The sequence below is a fragment of the Amycolatopsis rhabdoformis genome (genome assembly GCF_035918295.1).
GTDB lineage: Bacteria > Actinomycetota > Actinomycetes > Mycobacteriales > Pseudonocardiaceae > Amycolatopsis > Amycolatopsis rhabdoformis.
Genome location: NZ_CP142149.1, coordinates 8,279,704 through 8,294,395, shown reverse-complemented (window position 1 = coordinate 8,294,395; position 14,692 = coordinate 8,279,704). Strand labels below are relative to the sequence as shown.

The following is a 14,692-nucleotide window of genomic DNA, read 5'->3' as shown; positions in this document are numbered from 1 at the left end:
ACTCAGTTCTCCTTTACCGGCCGCTCACGAAACACGACCCACTTGAGCATGACGAAATTGATCACGGTCGCCGTCGCCTGCGACACGACCCAGCCGAACGTGGCTTTCCACGTCGACTCCGGGAGCAGGTGCAGCATCCACTGGTTCACACCGACCGCCACGAGGAAGGTAACGGCGTAGAGCAGGATGAAGCTGCCGACCTGCGTGCCGCCATCGCGCCGGCCGCCGGCGAAGGTGAACCGGCGATTCAGGAAGAACGCCGTGGTCGTTCCCACGACGAAGCTGATCGCGCGAGCGATGTCGACCCACGGCACCGCGTCCATGCCGACCGCCCTGAGCAGCGAGTACGTACCCAGGTCGAGGAGCGCGCAGAACCCACCGATCAGCCCGAAGCGGATGAGCTGACCGAGCAGACCGGGGCCCGCCGGTGTTGTCACCGTCGTCTCACTCTGCGGTTCCGTAGCCACCACTGGAATACCTTCTCGGCTCGATGCGTCGTCGTCTCGGGAAGCCTTGTCCGTGTCGACTTTGACGCGCGGACGCTTGTGCCTTGATGCGCAAAGTGTAGAAGCGAGCACTTCAGGGTCACGTTCCGGGCGGCTTTGGGCGTGTCTACTCTGGTCGAGTGACCCAGACACCCGACACACAGCGACGAACGCTCACCGGCTGGGGCCGCACCGCCGGGACCGTCGCCGACGTCCTGAGCACCCCTGACGTGGAGGCCATCGCACGGGCTGTCGCCTCGGCCGGCCCGCGCGGGGTCATCGCCCGCGGCCTCGGCCGCTCCTACGGCGACCCGGCGCAGAACGCCGGCGGCCTGGTGGTCGACATGACCGCGCTCGACCGCATCCACTCCATCGACCCCGACTCCGGGCTGGTCGACCTCGACGCCGGCGTGAGCCTCGACAAGCTGATGCGCGAGGCGCTGCCCCACGGCCTCTGGGTGCCGGTGCTGCCGGGCACGCGCCAGGTCACCATCGGCGGCGCGATCGCCAACGACATCCACGGCAAGAACCACCACTCGGCCGGCAGCTTCGGCAACCACGTGGTGTCGATGGACCTGCTCACGGCCGACGGCACCGTGCGCACGCTCACGCCGGAGGGCCCCGAGGCCGAGCTGTTCTGGGCCACCGTGGCCGGCATCGGCCTCACCGGCATCGTCACCCGCGCCACGATCCGGATGAAGAAGACGGAGACGGCGTACTTCTACGTCGACGCCGACCGCACGTCGAGCCTCGACGAGACGCTCGCGCTGTTCACCGACGGTTCGGACCTCACCTACGACTACTCGATGTCGGTACCGGATCTCATCTCGTCCGACAGCCGCATGGGCCGGGCCACGTTCTCGCGCGGCTCGCTCGCGAAGCTGGACCAGCTGCCCGCGAAGCTGCGCAGCGAGCCGCTGAAGTTCGACGCGCCGAAGCTCGCGACGCTGCCCGACGTGTTCCCCAACGGCCTGGGCAACAAGCTCACCTTCGGCCTGATCAACGAGCTGTGGCAGAAGACCGTGCCCAAGAAGGGCGTGCGGGGGAAGGTCCAGAACCTCACGCAGTTCTACCACCCGCTGGACATGCTGTCGGAGTGGAACCGCGCGTACGGTTCGAAGGGCTTCCTGCAGTACCAGTTCTCGGTGCCGTTCGGCGCGGAAGACCAGCTCAAGGCCATCTGCCGGCGGATCGCGACGTCGGGGCACTACTCGTTCCTCAACGTGTTCAAGCGCATGGGCGACGCGAACCCGGCGCCGATGTCGTGGCCCTCGCCCGGCTGGATGCTGAGCGTGGACTTCCCGATCAAGACCGGCCTGAGCCGGTTCTGCCTCGAGCTCGACGACGAGGTGCTCGCCGCGGGCGGCCGCCTGTACACCGCGAAGGACTCGCGGACCACGGCCGAGACGTTCGCGAAGATGTACCCGCGGCTCGAAGAGTGGCGCAAGGTCCGCGCCGCCGTTGACCCCGAAGGCGTTTTCGCCTCTGACATGAGCCGGAGGCTCGCACTGTGATCGACGCCGTTGGCAACCCCCAGTCCCTGCTGCTGCTCGGCGGCACGTCCGACATCGCGCTGGCGATCGCGGAGAAGTACCTGGCCGAGAAGCCGCTGCGGGTCGTGCTCGCCGCGCGCCCCTCGCCCCGGCTCGACGCCGCGGCGCAGCGCCTGAAGGACCGCGGCGCCGAGGTGTCCACGGTCGACTTCGACGCCAAGGACACGGCCTCGCACCCCGCCGTGCTCGACCGCGCGTTCGCGGGCGGCGACATCGACGTGGCCGTGGTCGCGTTCGGCCTGCTCGGCGACCCCGAGGAGGTGTGGCAGGACCACGCCAAGGCCGTGGAGCTGGCGACCGTGAACTACGCCGCCGCCGTGTCGGTGGGCGTGGCGCTCTCGGAGAAGCTCAAGACGCAGGGCCACGGCACGATCATCGCGCTGTCCTCGGTGGCCGGCGAGCGCGTGCGGCGCTCGAACTTCGTGTACGGCTCGACCAAGGCCGGCTTCGACGGCTTCTACCTGGGCCTCGGCGAGGCGCTGGCCAACCACGGCGTGCGCGTGACCGTGGTCCGCCCGGGTCACGTGAAGACGAAGATGACCGCCGGGCTGAAGGACGCTCCGCTGGCGCAGACGGCCGAGCAGGTCGCCGACACCGCCGTGACCGCGGCGCGCGCCGGCAAGGACTTGGTGTGGGCGCCGGCGCAGTTCCGGCTCGTGATGTCGGTGCTGCGGCACGTGCCGCGTCCGATTTTCCGGAAACTGCCGTTCTGACCGGGAACTCCTGAGGTGGGGCCTTCGTCGCATAGGGTGGACGAAGGTCTTTCATCTTTCTGGGGGTTCCACTGTGTCCGACCAAGCAAGGCCTACCCAAGCTGCGCGGCTCGACGCCGTGCTCCAGCGGTTCCAGGAGCAGGCGGCGCGGGCCGCCGAGCTCAAGGAACAGATCGCGAACCTGCGCGGCCACGCGCGCAACGCCGACGGCTCGGTCACGGTCACCGTCGCGCCGTCGGGTGCCGTGCTCGGCCTGCAGCTGAGCCCGCAGGCGATGCGGCGCTCGCACACCGCGTTGCAGCAGGAGATCCTGGGCGCCATCCGTTCCGCGACGCAGCAGGCCGCGGCGGCGCTGAACCAGACCGTGGAGCCCGTGCTGGGTGAGCGGGCGGAGCAGTTCCGCGAAGCGTTCAACGCACACGTCGATCCGCTCGGGCCGAGTGCGCCACCGACGGCGAGCACGATGGCGGCGCCGGGCCAGCCCGCCGCACCCGGGCCGGCGCAACCGCCGCAAACACCCCAGCCGACCCGGAACCGGACGAACCCGAGAGCCGTCGAAGACGACGACTTCGGGGGTCCCATTCTTCGGCGGGAGTGATTCGTGACCAGTGGGTTCAAGATCGAGCCGGCGGCGCTCAACGCGCACGCGAGCGGCTCGAAGGAAGCGTCCGGGCACTTCGGCAGCCTCGCGCAGCTGCTGGAGCAGGCGCGCGTGAGCGACGACTGCTTCGGCCCGCTCGGCGAGCTGATGGCGTACAAGTACTTCGACTCGCTCAAGGAGTGCCAGGACCTCGCCGACCAGGCGAAAACCTTCCTCGACGCGATCGCCGACAAGACCACGCTGGCCGCGCAGGCGTACCAGGGCCACGAGGACGCCACCACCGACGCCGTGACCGGGCTCGGCAAGGAGCTCGCCGACGGTGGCGGCGGCGCCGGCTCGCTCTCGGACGTGAACCACGCGGGCGACGCCGGCCGCAAGAGCTACCTGGAGCAGAACGGCGGCTACGGCAGCTCGTGGCTTTCCACGTCCACCGAGGTTTCCTCCGCCGGCAGCCCGCCCGACGTGGCGATCGCGGCCGTGCACACGCGCATGGAGCAGATCCAGCTCGTGACCAGCCCCGGCAAGTCCTTGCTGGACAACGGCCTCGGCTTCCTGATCGGCATCGTGATCAGCCCGCTGGTGGAGTTCGTGCTCGAACCGGCGATCGGCGACCCGGAGCAGATGCGCAGCACGGCCCAGGGCTGGGCGCAGGTGGCGCAGTGGCTCGACGGCGTCGGCGAACACGAGCAGAAGCGCGCGGACCTCACGAAGGAGCCGTGGGAAGGCGCCGGCGGCGACGCGTTCCGCAAGCAGATGGGCGAGTTCTCTGAGGGCGCCTCGGCGTTCGCGGACGAGGTGCGCGGACTGCAGCAGATCCTGGAGCTGGCGGCGGACCTGTTCGACGCGTTCGTGGAGATCGTGATCGACATCCTGCAAGAGCTGGTGATGGGCCTGATCATCGAGTGGCTCGCGGCGCTGGCGGCGTCGTGGATCACCGCGGGCGCGTCGGTGGGCGCGGCCGGGGCGGCCACCACGGGCGAGGTCGCCGTGACCGGCGGCCGGCTCGGGATGAAGGTGAAGCAGCTGCTGGGCAAGCTCAAGCCGCTCATCGAGGAGCTCGAGAAGATCCTGCAGAAGCTGCGCACGGGCCCGCTGAAGAAGGTCGTGGAGCGCATGGAAGGCCTGCGCAACGGCAACTTCCTCGAAAAGCGCGTGGCCGACCTCATCGACAAGAACCCGCTCGCGAAGATCCTCACCAAGGCCGACGCCGCCACCGGTGCTTCACGCACGGGCAACCGCTTCGCCAACGCGCTGGGCGTCGGGGAGAACGGCGCGGACGCGCTGACCACCAACCTCACCGAAACCGGCCTCCGGCTGGCGGGGATGAGCGGCACGTCGAGCGTCGGCAAGGCGGCCTGGCGGGGCACGGCGGGCAACGTCGTCGAACAGGGCGTGGAGCAGGGCGTGAAGTACGGTTACCACGAGTCGCAGACCGACAGTGCCGAAGAGCGCCGCGAGGCGACCGACCGAGGATTCTCACTCGAAGAATGAATCTCGCCGACCCCCTGGGTGCCGCCACGCAGGCGCGCCCGCACCTGAATGCTGACGAGCGGTTGCTGTGGGCCGCGTACTGCGAGCGTGTCGCGTACGACGTGCGGGGGCTCGACGAGTTCGGCAAGCCCGCGAAGAGCCTGCTGCGCAAGGTGGGCTCCGGCTTTTCGGACTTCGCCGGCGGCGTCGTCGACGCGGCTCTGTCCAGTGAGGACAGTGGCAGCAATGGGACCGTGGTGGCTCCGCCGGGTGTTGTCGTGCTCGGGGATCGACCGGGGCTGGTCGCCGAGGGCCTGGCCCGCTCGGGTGCCGCACTGTGGGCGCTGACGACCTCACGGCTGGTGCTGCTGCGAGCCGTGGTGACACCCGAGCCCGAGCCAGCTCCGGAGACTTCCCTACTGGGCAAGGCAATCGGCTTCGGCCGCGGCATGGCGAAGTTCGGCAAGGACGTCGCCGAGATCGTCGCAGACCGGCGCAAGACTTACGGCACCAACCGCGAGGGCGAGCCGGTGGCGCGGCGGGAGTTCGAGGTCGCGGCCGAGCTACCACGGGCGCAGATCACCGGATTCACCGTCGCCCACGGTTTGCACATGTCCCTTGTAGACGGTTCAGGCTTCGAACTGCGGTTCGGTGCCAACGACCCCGAGTCCTTCGCCTGGCTCCTGGCCCGCACGAACGGAGCCACCTGATGAACACTGCCGAACTGAAACAGGCGACCGAAGTCGACGAGATCATCGAACGCGACTACGCGAAAGCCTGGCTCCAGCGCAAGGAACGCCTGCTACTGGCCTGCCCACCCGCCCACGGCCACGTCATCGCGTGGGTCGGCGGCTCGCTGCAGCTGCCGTACGCGCCGGCCCGCGAGCCCATCCGCGTCACCACGGCCCCAGGCCGCTGGCCCACCCCCGCCGGCCTCCCCGACGAGGACTGGACCGACGACCCGTCACTCGCCTACCGCATGGAAGCCACCACCCCGTCCGACGTGGCGGCCCGCATCGCCGACCACCTCGCCTCCTCCGCCGGCACCGCCCGCCTGACCTGGACCGATCGCCGCTTGGCGCTCGTGTACCCGACGAAGTTCGTGGCCGCCCCGGCCACCAAGGACTTCTTCGTCACCGTCGAGGAATTCCCCGCCAACACCGTCACCCGCCTCGACGCCATCACTCCGGGCCGCAGCTTCCCACCCGAGCCGGCCATCCACTTCACCTTCTCCGACGGCTCCTCCCTCACCCAGCGCGACCTTCTGGCCCCCCTGAAGGTCCGACGGGCTCTCTCCCGCCGCTGACGCCCCACATCAACCAATCGGTGGATGCGCCCTGACCGGACCGACGATGGTCTGACCCCCGGCGTCACCTGAGACTCGACGGATGGGTAAAGACTTCCGCTCATCCGCTTTCGCCCTGCTCATCGACATCGGCGCCCCCGTCGGCGGCTACTACCTGCTGCGCGCGTTCGGCGTGGCCCCGGTGTGGGCGCTGGTCCTGAGCGGCCTACCCCCCGCGGCGCGCATCCTCTACACCGCCGTACGCCAACGCCGCCTCGACGGCATGGGCCTCTTCGTACTCGCCATCGTCGCCGTCAGCGTCACCACCTCCCTCTGGACCGGCGACGCCCGCCTCCTCCTCATCCGCAACGCCTGGTTCAGCACCCTCGCCGGCTTCTGGCTCCTCGCCAGCCTCTTCATCGGCAAGCACCCAGTGACCTACACCGCCGCCCGCGCCCTGCTCCCAGGCAAGGGCCCACGCTTCGACGCCTTGTGGGACCAGCGCCCGTCATTCCGCCACGTATGGCGCGTACTCGCCGTGGCCTGGGGCGTCGGCGGATTGCTGCACAGCGCCATCAGCATCGGCATCGCGTACAGCCTCCCCATCGACGACGTACCCGCCCTCGACACAGTGCTCTCCATCGTCTTCTTTGTGCTGCTGCAGATAATCACCCAACTATTACTCTTCCGCGAAGGCTCTATGCGCGCGGTACTCCGCCCCGAGCAACTCACCACTCAATAACCACACCAGAACCCGCACCCAGCAACCCACTACAAAACCCGCGCCCGATGGACCCACCCAAAACCGCAGCCGATGGCCCACCACAAAAACCGCATCCGCCGGACCCACCCGAGACCGCACCCTGCAACCCACCACAAAACCGCACCCGCAGGACTCACTCAAGACCGCGCCCAGCAACCCACCACAAAAACCGCATCCGCCGGACTCACCCGAGACCGCACCCAGCAACCCACCACAAAACCGCACCCGCAGGACTCACTCAAGACCGCGCCCAGCAACCCACCACAAAACCGCAGCAGATGATCCCACCACAAAAACCGCACCCGGCAACACAAACCCGCCCCGCACCACTCCTCCCCCGCCTCCCCACCCCGGCCGGCCCCCCGATTCTTTTAAACCACACGGGCGGGGTGAGCTTGTCAAGGCATCTTTCCCGCCTTGACAAGCTCACCCCGCCCGTAGTCACAATGAAAAATCGGGGAGCCCACCCACACCTTTCACCCGGCGCAATGGTGTGCGCAGCACGCCGAGCCGCCACCCCAACCTAAATCCCAGCACCACTCCCATAACCAGTCCCGGTCCCGGTCCCACCCTGCCCAGACCCACCCTGCTGCCCCGGCACCCCTTGCTGCCCAGGCCCACCCTGCCCAAACCCAGACCCACCAGGCCCACCAGGCCCACCCCTGAACCCGCGATACGGACCCCCACCCCCACCATCACGGAAATGCGACGTCCCAGGCCTCCCACCCCCATGCTGGGTAGCCGCCATCACCCCACCGACAACCCCACCACCAACAAGCAACCCCAGCACCCCAACAGCCACCAACTGGGTCACCCGATTCCCCGCAAACCTCCGAAACCCACCGGGCTGCTTCACCGGCTGAGCCCCACCCCACACCCCAGCCTGCCCATACGGCGGCACTCCAGGCACAGGCCCACCCTGCGGCGCCACTCCCGGCGGCAGCCCACCCTGCTGCCCAGGCACACCCTGCGGCTGCGACACACCTTGCTGCGGCACACCTTGCTGCGACACACCCTGCGGCGCCCCACCTTGCGGTCCCGGCACCCCAGACTCCGGCACCCCGACACCCCCCACCGCAGCCTGCTGCACCGTCGGCTGCTCACCCACCGGCTTCTCCACAGCAGGGTTCACCACAGCAGGATTTTCCGCGGCAGACTGTCCCCCAGCCCCCACCTGCTCACCAGACGCAGCTGACTGCTCCGGCTTCTCCTCCGGCTTGTCCCCCGGCACCTGGTCACTCATCTTCGGCTCCTCCGCCTGAAGCGGAAACGGGCACGCTGCCCGCTCCCACCCCCGAGGATGACCGGTATTTCTGTGCGCAGCCTGATACCCAGCTGTCTAAATTCCAGCCCCATTCACAGGAACCGCACAACCACACATCACAGGTAGAACGACAGGAACAGCGTCACAACCCACGCCAACCCGAGCACCTGCAGCACCCGGTCCTTCAACGCGATCTCGTCCGGCGCCCCGGCGTTGCCGCCGTCGACGTCCACCGCGTACCGCAGCACCGCGATCACGAACGGCACCATCGACACCACGGCCCACAACGAATCGTGCTCCGCCTGCCGGATCTCGAACGCCCACAGGCAATACGACATGATCAAGATCGCCGCGGACGTCGCCCAGACGAAGCGCAGGTAACTCGCCGAGTACTTCTTCAGCGACGACCGGATCTTCGCCCCGGTGCGCTCGAACAGCATGATCTCCGCGTAGCGCTTTCCGGCCACCATGAACAGCGAACCGAACGCCGTGACGAGCAGGAACCACTGCGACATCGCGATGCCGCCGGCGACACCACCGGCGATGGAGCGCATCAGGAATCCCGACCCGACGATCGCGAGGTCGACCACCGGCTGGTGCTTGAGCCCGAAGCAGTAGCCGAGCTGCACGGCCTCGTACACGCCGAGTACCACGGCCAGCTCCCAGCTCGCGGTGAACGACACCGCTAGCCCGGCGAGGAAGAACACCACCGCGGCGGCGTAGGCCACCGGCACCGGCACGATCCCGGCCGCGATGGGCCGGTTGCGCTTCGTGGGGTGCGCGCGGTCGGCGTCGACGTCGACCGCGTCGTTGATGAGGTAGACCGACGAGGCCACGAGGGAGAAGGCCACGAACGCGATCAGCGCGTCCACGACCAGCTCGGTGCGGTTGGTCGCCTTCGAGAACGCGAAGAACGGTGCGGCGAACACCAGCACGTTCTTCACCCACTGCTTCGGGCGGGCCGTCTTGATCACGCCCAGCACCAGCGCGACCGGGTTGGTGCCGGCCGCGGCCGGGGTCGCCGGCGCGGCCGGGGCGGCAGCCTCGGAACTCGTGGAAGCCGAGGACTCGACGTCGGCCGCAGCCGCCTCCGTCTCGACCTTCACGGCTTCATCCGCCTTCGCGGTTTCAGCCGGCTCGGTCGCGTTCTCGGCACGCTCGTCGGTCGTTTCGCTCATCGTCGTTTCAGCTTCCGTCGGATCAGACCACCGACGAGGCCTCCCAGGGCCGCACCGGCCAGTACGTCGGTCGGGTAGTGGACGCCGAGCAGGAGCCGCGAGGCCAGCATCGGCGGTACGAGGGCGGGGACCAGGTTACGCCCGGTGAGTCCCGAGTAGAGCACCGCCGCCGCCGTGGTGGAGGTCGCGTGCGACGACGGGAAGCTCAGCTTGCTCGGGGTGCCGACCAGGACCTCGACGCTCGGGTGGTCCGGACGACGGCGCCTGACCACGCGTTTCACCGCGATCGAGGCGGCGTGCGCGCCGACGACGCCGGCCGAGGCCACGAGCCAGTCCTTGCGCCGCGGCTTGTCCACCGCGGCGCCGATCAGGCCGAGCGCGAACCAGCCCGCGCTGTGCTCGCCGAACAGCGACATCCCGCGCGCGACCTGCACCGTGCCCGGCTTCTTCAGGAAGGCCTGGGCCTTGGACAGGACCGCGACCTCACCGCCGGCCGGCCCCACCGGGGGCGCGACCGGCGTACCCGCCTCGATCGGAGCCGCGCTCTGCTCAAGCATCCAGCGACCCGTCGAGGGGCGCACCGTCGGTGAGGTGCGGGGCGATCTTGTTGTCGAACGCGGAGAGCGCCGACCCGATCGCCATGTGCATGTCGAGGTACTTGTACGTGCCGAGGCGGCCGCCGAAGAGCACGTTCTTCTCGCGCGCCTCGTTCTTCGCCAGCTCGCGGTAGGCCTCGAGCTTCTCGCGGTTCTCCGGCGTGTTGATCGGGTAGTACGGCTCGTCCTCGTCCGTCGCGAAGCGCGAGAACTCGCGGAAGATGACCGTCTTGTCCTTCGGGTAGTCCCGCTCCGGGTGGAAGTGGCGGAACTCGATGATGCGGGTGTAAGGCACTTCCTGGTCGTTGTAGTTCACGACCGGCGCGCCCTGGAAGTCACCGGTTTCGGCGACCTCGGACTCGAAGTCCACGGTGCGCCAGGTGAACCGGCCCGCGGAGTAGTCGAAGTAGCGGTCGAGCGGCCCGGTGTACACGGTCGGCGTGCCGGCCGGGATCTGGTCGCGCACGTCGAAGTAGTCGACGTTGAGCCGGATCTCGATGTTCTCGTGCTCGGCCATCTTCTCGAGCCACGCGGTGTACCCGTTCACGGGCAGACCCTCGTAGGTGTCGTTGAAGTACCGGTTGTCGAACGTGTAGCGGACCGGCAGGCGCGTGATGATGTTCGCGCCGAGGTTCTTGGGGTCGTTTTCCCACTGCTTCGCGGTGTAGCCGCGGATGAACGCCTCGTAGAGGGGGCGGCCGATCAGCGAGATCGCCTTTTCCTCGAGGTTCTGCGCGTCGGCGGTCTCGAACTCCGAAGCCTGCTTCGCGATGAGCTCGCGCGCCTCGTCCGGCGTGTGCGACTTGCCGAAGAACTGGTTGATCAGGCCCAGGTTCATCGGGAACGAGTAGACCTGGTCCTTGACCTTCGCGAACACCCGGTGCTGGTAACCGGTGAACTCGGTGAAGCGGTTGACGTAGTCCCACACGCGCTTGTTGGACGTGTGGAACAGGTGCGCACCGTACTTGTGCACCTCGATGCCGGTTTCGGGCTCGGCCTCGGAGTAGGCGTTGCCACCGAGGTGGCTCCGGCGCTCGAGCACCAGGACCTTCTTGCCGAGCTCGGCCGCGGCGCGCTCGGCCACGGTCAGGCCGAAGAAACCGGACCCGACGATGACGAGGTCGTAACCGGCGAAGTCGTGTTCAGTAATCTTGGCGGGGTTCGTGTGCTCGCTCACGGGCGCCCAGGGTACGCAGTCCTGACACCGTGGCCCGAACCGACCTCGGCATACCGCCGGCCGTACCGCACCGACACACGTGAGAAGCATGCCTGCACCGGACACCTTGGGGACCTACTTGGTAGCGGTCGTCACCTACCTGGCCGTGCTGGCGATACCCGGCGGCCTGGTGGGCCTGGCCGCCGGCGTGCGCGGCTGGGCGCTGGCCGGCCTCGCGCCGCTGCTCAGCTACGCCATCACCGGCCTGGCCGGGCCGTGGCTGGCCATCGTGAAACTCCCGTACAACGTTTTTTCAGCGGCCGTGTGCACCGTGGTGCTGGCCGCCGTCGTCTACGGCATCCGACGGCTGCTGATGGCGCGCGGGTGGCTGAAACCGGGCGCCGAGGAGCCGCCGATCGAGTGGAGCAAACGGGCGCACTGGGCCGTGGCCGGGTGCGTCGTCGTGGCCGTGGGCCTCTCGGTCGCCGTGGTGCTCTCCGCGCGCGGCGGCACCACCGCCGTGTTCCAGCGCTGGGACACGGTGTTCCACGCCAACGGCATCCGCTACATCGCCGACACCGGCGACGGCTCGCTCACCGGCATGGGCACCGTGAACTGGTACCCCCAGGGCTCGTTCTACCCGAACGCGTACCACCTGGTCGGGGCGCTGGTCTACCAGATCTCGGGCACGAGCGTGCCGGTCACGCTCAACGCCATCACCATGCCGGTCGCGGGCCTGTTCGCGCTGTCGATGGTGGCGCTGATCCGCCAACTCGGCGGGCGCGCGGTGTACGCGGGCTGCACGGCGCTGGTCGCGGCGGCCGCCACCACCGGCGCGTACGAGTCGGTGTCGAGCGGGCTGCTGCCGTACGCGCTCGGCATCGTGCTCACGCCGCTGACCGCGGTCGCGCTGCACCGCTTCCTGGTGCGGCCGGGCTTCGACACCGGGCTGATCGTGGCGCTCACGGCCGACGGGCTGCTCGCGGCCCACTCGAGCGCACTGTTCGGCGCGGTGCTCTTCGCGTTCCCGCTGGCGCTGCAGCGCTGGTACCGGTCGCTGCGGCGCAAGCCGGTGGACGGGGTCGCCGCCGACGTGGCCGCGTGGCGCGTGATCCTCGGCGACGTGCTGCGGATGCTGCCGGTGCTGGTGCTCAGCGGCGTGCTGGCGGCGCCGCAGATCCTGGGCGCGATCGGGTTCACGTCGAGCTCGTACCCGTACTACTCGTGGAACTCGAACCTGCCGGTGCCGCTCGCGCTGAAGCTGCTCGTCACGTTCCAGCAGGTGCTGAGCCGGCCGCAGATCTGGCTCACGGTGCTGCTGGCGCTGGGCACGCTGATGTTCTTCACGCTCGGGCGGATGCGCTGGGTGCTGCTGTCGGCGATCGGCCTTTCGGGCTTCTTCGTGCTCGTGACCTGCTACGGCTACCTGCCGTGGGTGGTTTCGCTGTCGCGCCCGTGGTGGAACGACCGCTACCGGCTCATGGCGCTCGCCGCGATCCCCCTGTGCCTGCTCGCAGGCCACGGCATGGCCGAGCTTCAGCGCTGGATCGCGCGGCTGGCCAGCAGCGGCTCGTGGGTGCGCTCGCGCCCGCGCGTGCTGGCCCGCGCCGGCCTCGTCACGGCAGTCGTCGTGGTGGCCGCCATGGCCGTCCTCACCGGCGGTTTCTACCGCAACGCCAACGCCACGGCGGTGTCGTACCTGTACTACAACGGCCCCGAGGGCGAGGTGACGCCACCGGTGAGCGCCGACGAGATCGCCGCGATGGAACACCTCGGCACCATGGGGATCCCTTCGCAGGAGAAGGTGCTCAACGACCGCATGGACGGCACGGCGTGGATGTACGCCATCGCCGGCGTGCACCCCGTCGCCGGCCACTACGACGGCGGCGGCAACGTGGATCCGGACGCGGTTTACCTGGCCATGCACTTCCGGGACTACGACACGGACCCGCGGGTGCGCGCCGCCGTTGCGCGGCTGGACGTGCACCACGTGCTGGTGGGCAGCGGCACGATCCGCAAGGACACCCCGATCGCCCCGGGGCTGCACGGGTTGGCCGGGAAGGACTTCGTGCGGGTGGATTACCGGAATCCTGGTGCGGTGATTTACACGATCGTGAAGTGATCGGTTCTGCGGTGCTCGTAGGGTGCGGCGGCGGTGGAAACGGCGTTTCCGGATGGTGCTGGCGGCGCGGCTGGCAGTGAGGACGTTGGCGGAGCGCTCGCGTTCAGCGGCGGTGGGCTGGCCGGTTCGCGGACACGGCGTTTCCAGCCGGTGCTGGTGGCGCGGTGTCTCGCAGTGAGGACGTTGGCCGAGCGCCCGCATTCAGCGGCGGTGGATGCTGGTAGCCGCGCGGTGACGTTTTCAGTGGTGGCCGCCGGCGCGCATGGCTGCGCTGCGAGTGGAAACGGCGTTTCCACTCGTCGACGATGCGCTCGGTTCGGTGGCTCGGATTCAACGGTGCCCGCGCGTTCGGCAGAGGTGCTCGCGGCTCTTGCGGCAGGCGATTTTCAGGAGCCTCGTGGCCGCGGATGCCCCAGCCGCGGCCACGAGGACCTCCCATTCCCCAGCACCCCCGGGGTGCTCACGGGTGAGAAGAGCGGCCCGGTGAAGGGCCGTCTCCCCCTCTTCTCACCTGCTTGACGCCCGGGTCGGGAAATCGGTTTCCCGGCGGGGGTGAAGTCACCTGAACGGCGTAGCGGGGTCAGTCGGCCTTGAGCGTGGGCAGGACGTTTTCCACGACCTGCTCCAGCACGGACTCGTGGCCCTCGTACGGGCCGCTCGAGCGCGGCCAGTGGGCGACGACGTCGGTGAAGCCCAGTTCGCGGGAGCGGTCGACGGCTTCGCGGAAGGCGTTGACGCTGCTCAGCGAGAAGACCGGCGCCGCGTCGAGGCTGAGGTAGCGGTGGACGCTGGCGCGTTCGCGGCCGGCGGCGTCGAGGCGTTCGTCGAACACGCGGGTGAGCTCGGCGATGCCCTCCCACCACTCGTCGAGGGTGGCGCCGCCGCGGCCGGTGGTGGCCCAGCCGGCGCCGAAGCGGGCGGCGAGCGTCATGGTGCGCGGGCCGTTGGCCGCGACGACGAACGGCAGCCGCGGGCGCTGCACGGTGCCGGGGAGGTTGCGGGCGCCGTGGGCCTGGTAGTGCTCGCCGGCGAAGTCGAAGCGGTCGGTCATCAGCAGGCCGTCGAGGGCCTCGACGAACTCCGTGAACCGGTCGGCGCGCTGCTTCGGCGTGAGGTCGGGCGCGCCGAGCACCTGCCCGTCGTAGCTCTTCGCGTCCACGCCGGCGCCGACGCCCAGCACGAAGCGGCCGTCGGACACGTCGTCGAGCGTGATCAGCTCACGCGCGAACGGCACCGGGTGCCGCGCCACCGGCGACGCGACGAACGTGCCCAGCCTGATCGTGGACGTGACCATGGCGGCCGCGGTCAGCGTGGGCACGGCCGAGAACCACGGGCCGTCGACCAGGGATCTCCAGCCCAGGTGGTCGTAGGTCCACGCGTGGTCGAAGCCGTACTCCTCGGCGGCCCGCCACTTGGGCTCGGCCGCCCACCAACGATCTTCCGGAAGGATCACGATGCCTGCTCGCACGAGGGTGGACGGTAGCGGCAACCACCGACATTCGCTCG

Annotated in this window: 13 protein-coding genes; 8 read left to right on the top strand and 5 right to left on the bottom strand. The window is 69.2% G+C overall.

The window, feature by feature from the left end; translation table 11 throughout:
* Window positions 1-2 precede the first annotated feature (2 nt).
* Entirely contained in the window at window positions 3-470 is a 468-nt protein-coding gene (locus VSH64_RS38280; protein WP_326838143.1) for a GtrA family protein, read from the bottom strand.
* Between the two features lie 155 nt (window positions 471-625).
* Between VSH64_RS38280 and VSH64_RS38275 the strand changes: the two genes are divergently transcribed.
* From VSH64_RS38275 to VSH64_RS38245, 7 genes are all read left to right on the top strand, one after another.
* A complete protein-coding gene (locus VSH64_RS38275; RefSeq protein ID WP_326567631.1) occupies window positions 626-1,999 on the top strand; it encodes an FAD-binding oxidoreductase in 1,374 nt (457 codons plus the stop codon).
* Entirely contained in the window at window positions 1,996-2,751 is a 756-nt protein-coding gene (locus VSH64_RS38270; protein ID WP_326567630.1) for a decaprenylphospho-beta-D-erythro-pentofuranosid-2-ulose 2-reductase, read from the top strand. The genes VSH64_RS38275 and VSH64_RS38270 overlap by 4 nt, the downstream gene beginning before the upstream one ends.
* Before the next feature lie 118 nt (window positions 2,752-2,869).
* Complete coding sequence (locus VSH64_RS38265; protein ID WP_326567629.1) at window positions 2,870-3,349, top strand: YbaB/EbfC family nucleoid-associated protein; 480 nt, start codon at window positions 2,870-2,872, stop codon at window positions 3,347-3,349.
* A gap of 3 nt (window positions 3,350-3,352) precedes the next feature.
* A complete protein-coding gene (locus tag VSH64_RS38260) occupies window positions 3,353-4,843 on the top strand; it encodes a WXG100 family type VII secretion target (RefSeq protein ID WP_326567628.1) in 1,491 nt (496 codons plus the stop codon).
* The gene (locus VSH64_RS38255) at window positions 4,840-5,532 is read left to right on the top strand and encodes a hypothetical protein (RefSeq protein ID WP_326567627.1); all 693 of its coding nucleotides are present in this window, start codon (window positions 4,840-4,842) and stop codon (window positions 5,530-5,532) included. The genes VSH64_RS38260 and VSH64_RS38255 overlap by 4 nt, the downstream gene beginning before the upstream one ends.
* Complete coding sequence (locus VSH64_RS38250) at window positions 5,532-6,128, top strand: hypothetical protein (RefSeq protein WP_326567626.1); 597 nt, start codon at window positions 5,532-5,534, stop codon at window positions 6,126-6,128. Before VSH64_RS38255 ends, VSH64_RS38250 begins: the two co-directional genes overlap by 1 nt.
* Before the next feature lie 82 nt (window positions 6,129-6,210).
* Entirely contained in the window at window positions 6,211-6,849 is a 639-nt protein-coding gene (locus tag VSH64_RS38245) for a VC0807 family protein (protein WP_326567625.1), read from the top strand.
* Window positions 6,850-8,250: 1,401 nt separating this feature from the next.
* On the opposite strand, the gene VSH64_RS38240 is transcribed toward VSH64_RS38245, so the two are convergent.
* Genes VSH64_RS38240 through glf form a run of 3 tightly spaced genes read right to left on the bottom strand, consistent with a single transcriptional unit; the run spans window position 8,251 to window position 11,085 of the window.
* Entirely contained in the window at window positions 8,251-9,312 is a 1,062-nt protein-coding gene (locus VSH64_RS38240) for a decaprenyl-phosphate phosphoribosyltransferase (RefSeq protein WP_326567624.1), read from the bottom strand.
* On the bottom strand, window positions 9,309-9,869 hold the full coding sequence (locus tag VSH64_RS38235) for a phosphatase PAP2 family protein (protein WP_326567623.1): 561 nt from the start codon (window positions 9,867-9,869) through the stop codon (window positions 9,309-9,311). Before VSH64_RS38235 ends, VSH64_RS38240 begins: the two co-directional genes overlap by 4 nt.
* The gene (gene glf, locus VSH64_RS38230) at window positions 9,862-11,085 is read right to left on the bottom strand and encodes a UDP-galactopyranose mutase (RefSeq protein WP_326567622.1); all 1,224 of its coding nucleotides are present in this window, start codon (window positions 11,083-11,085) and stop codon (window positions 9,862-9,864) included. Before glf ends, VSH64_RS38235 begins: the two co-directional genes overlap by 8 nt.
* An 88-nt stretch (window positions 11,086-11,173) precedes the next feature.
* Here glf and VSH64_RS38225 point away from each other — a divergent pair, with 88 nt between their 5' ends.
* On the top strand, window positions 11,174-13,186 hold the full coding sequence (locus VSH64_RS38225) for a DUF6541 family protein (RefSeq protein WP_326567621.1): 2,013 nt from the start codon (window positions 11,174-11,176) through the stop codon (window positions 13,184-13,186).
* A 580-nt stretch (window positions 13,187-13,766) separates the two neighbouring features.
* Here the strand turns inward: VSH64_RS38225 and VSH64_RS38220 are convergent.
* Entirely contained in the window at window positions 13,767-14,654 is an 888-nt protein-coding gene (locus VSH64_RS38220; protein ID WP_326567620.1) for an LLM class flavin-dependent oxidoreductase, read from the bottom strand.
* Between the last annotated feature and the right edge of the window lie 38 nt (window positions 14,655-14,692).

What these genes read in the sequence shown, in the direction of transcription:
- VSH64_RS38255 (WP_326567627.1), top strand. Translation starts at nt 4,840, where the DNA reads ATGAATCTCGCCGACCCCCTGGGTGCCGCCACGCAGGCGCGCCCGCAC.
- VSH64_RS38250 (WP_326567626.1), top strand. Translation starts at nt 5,532, where the DNA reads ATGAACACTGCCGAACTGAAACAGGCGACCGAAGTCGACGAGATCATC.
- VSH64_RS38245 (WP_326567625.1), top strand. Translation starts at nt 6,211, where the DNA reads ATGGGTAAAGACTTCCGCTCATCCGCTTTCGCCCTGCTCATCGACATC.
- VSH64_RS38240 (WP_326567624.1), bottom strand. Translation starts at nt 9,312, where the DNA reads ATGAGCGAAACGACCGACGAGCGTGCCGAGAACGCGACCGAGCCGGCT.
- VSH64_RS38235 (WP_326567623.1), bottom strand. Translation starts at nt 9,869, where the DNA reads ATGCTTGAGCAGAGCGCGGCTCCGATCGAGGCGGGTACGCCGGTCGCG.
- VSH64_RS38225 (WP_326567621.1), top strand. Translation starts at nt 11,174, where the DNA reads ATGCCTGCACCGGACACCTTGGGGACCTACTTGGTAGCGGTCGTCACC.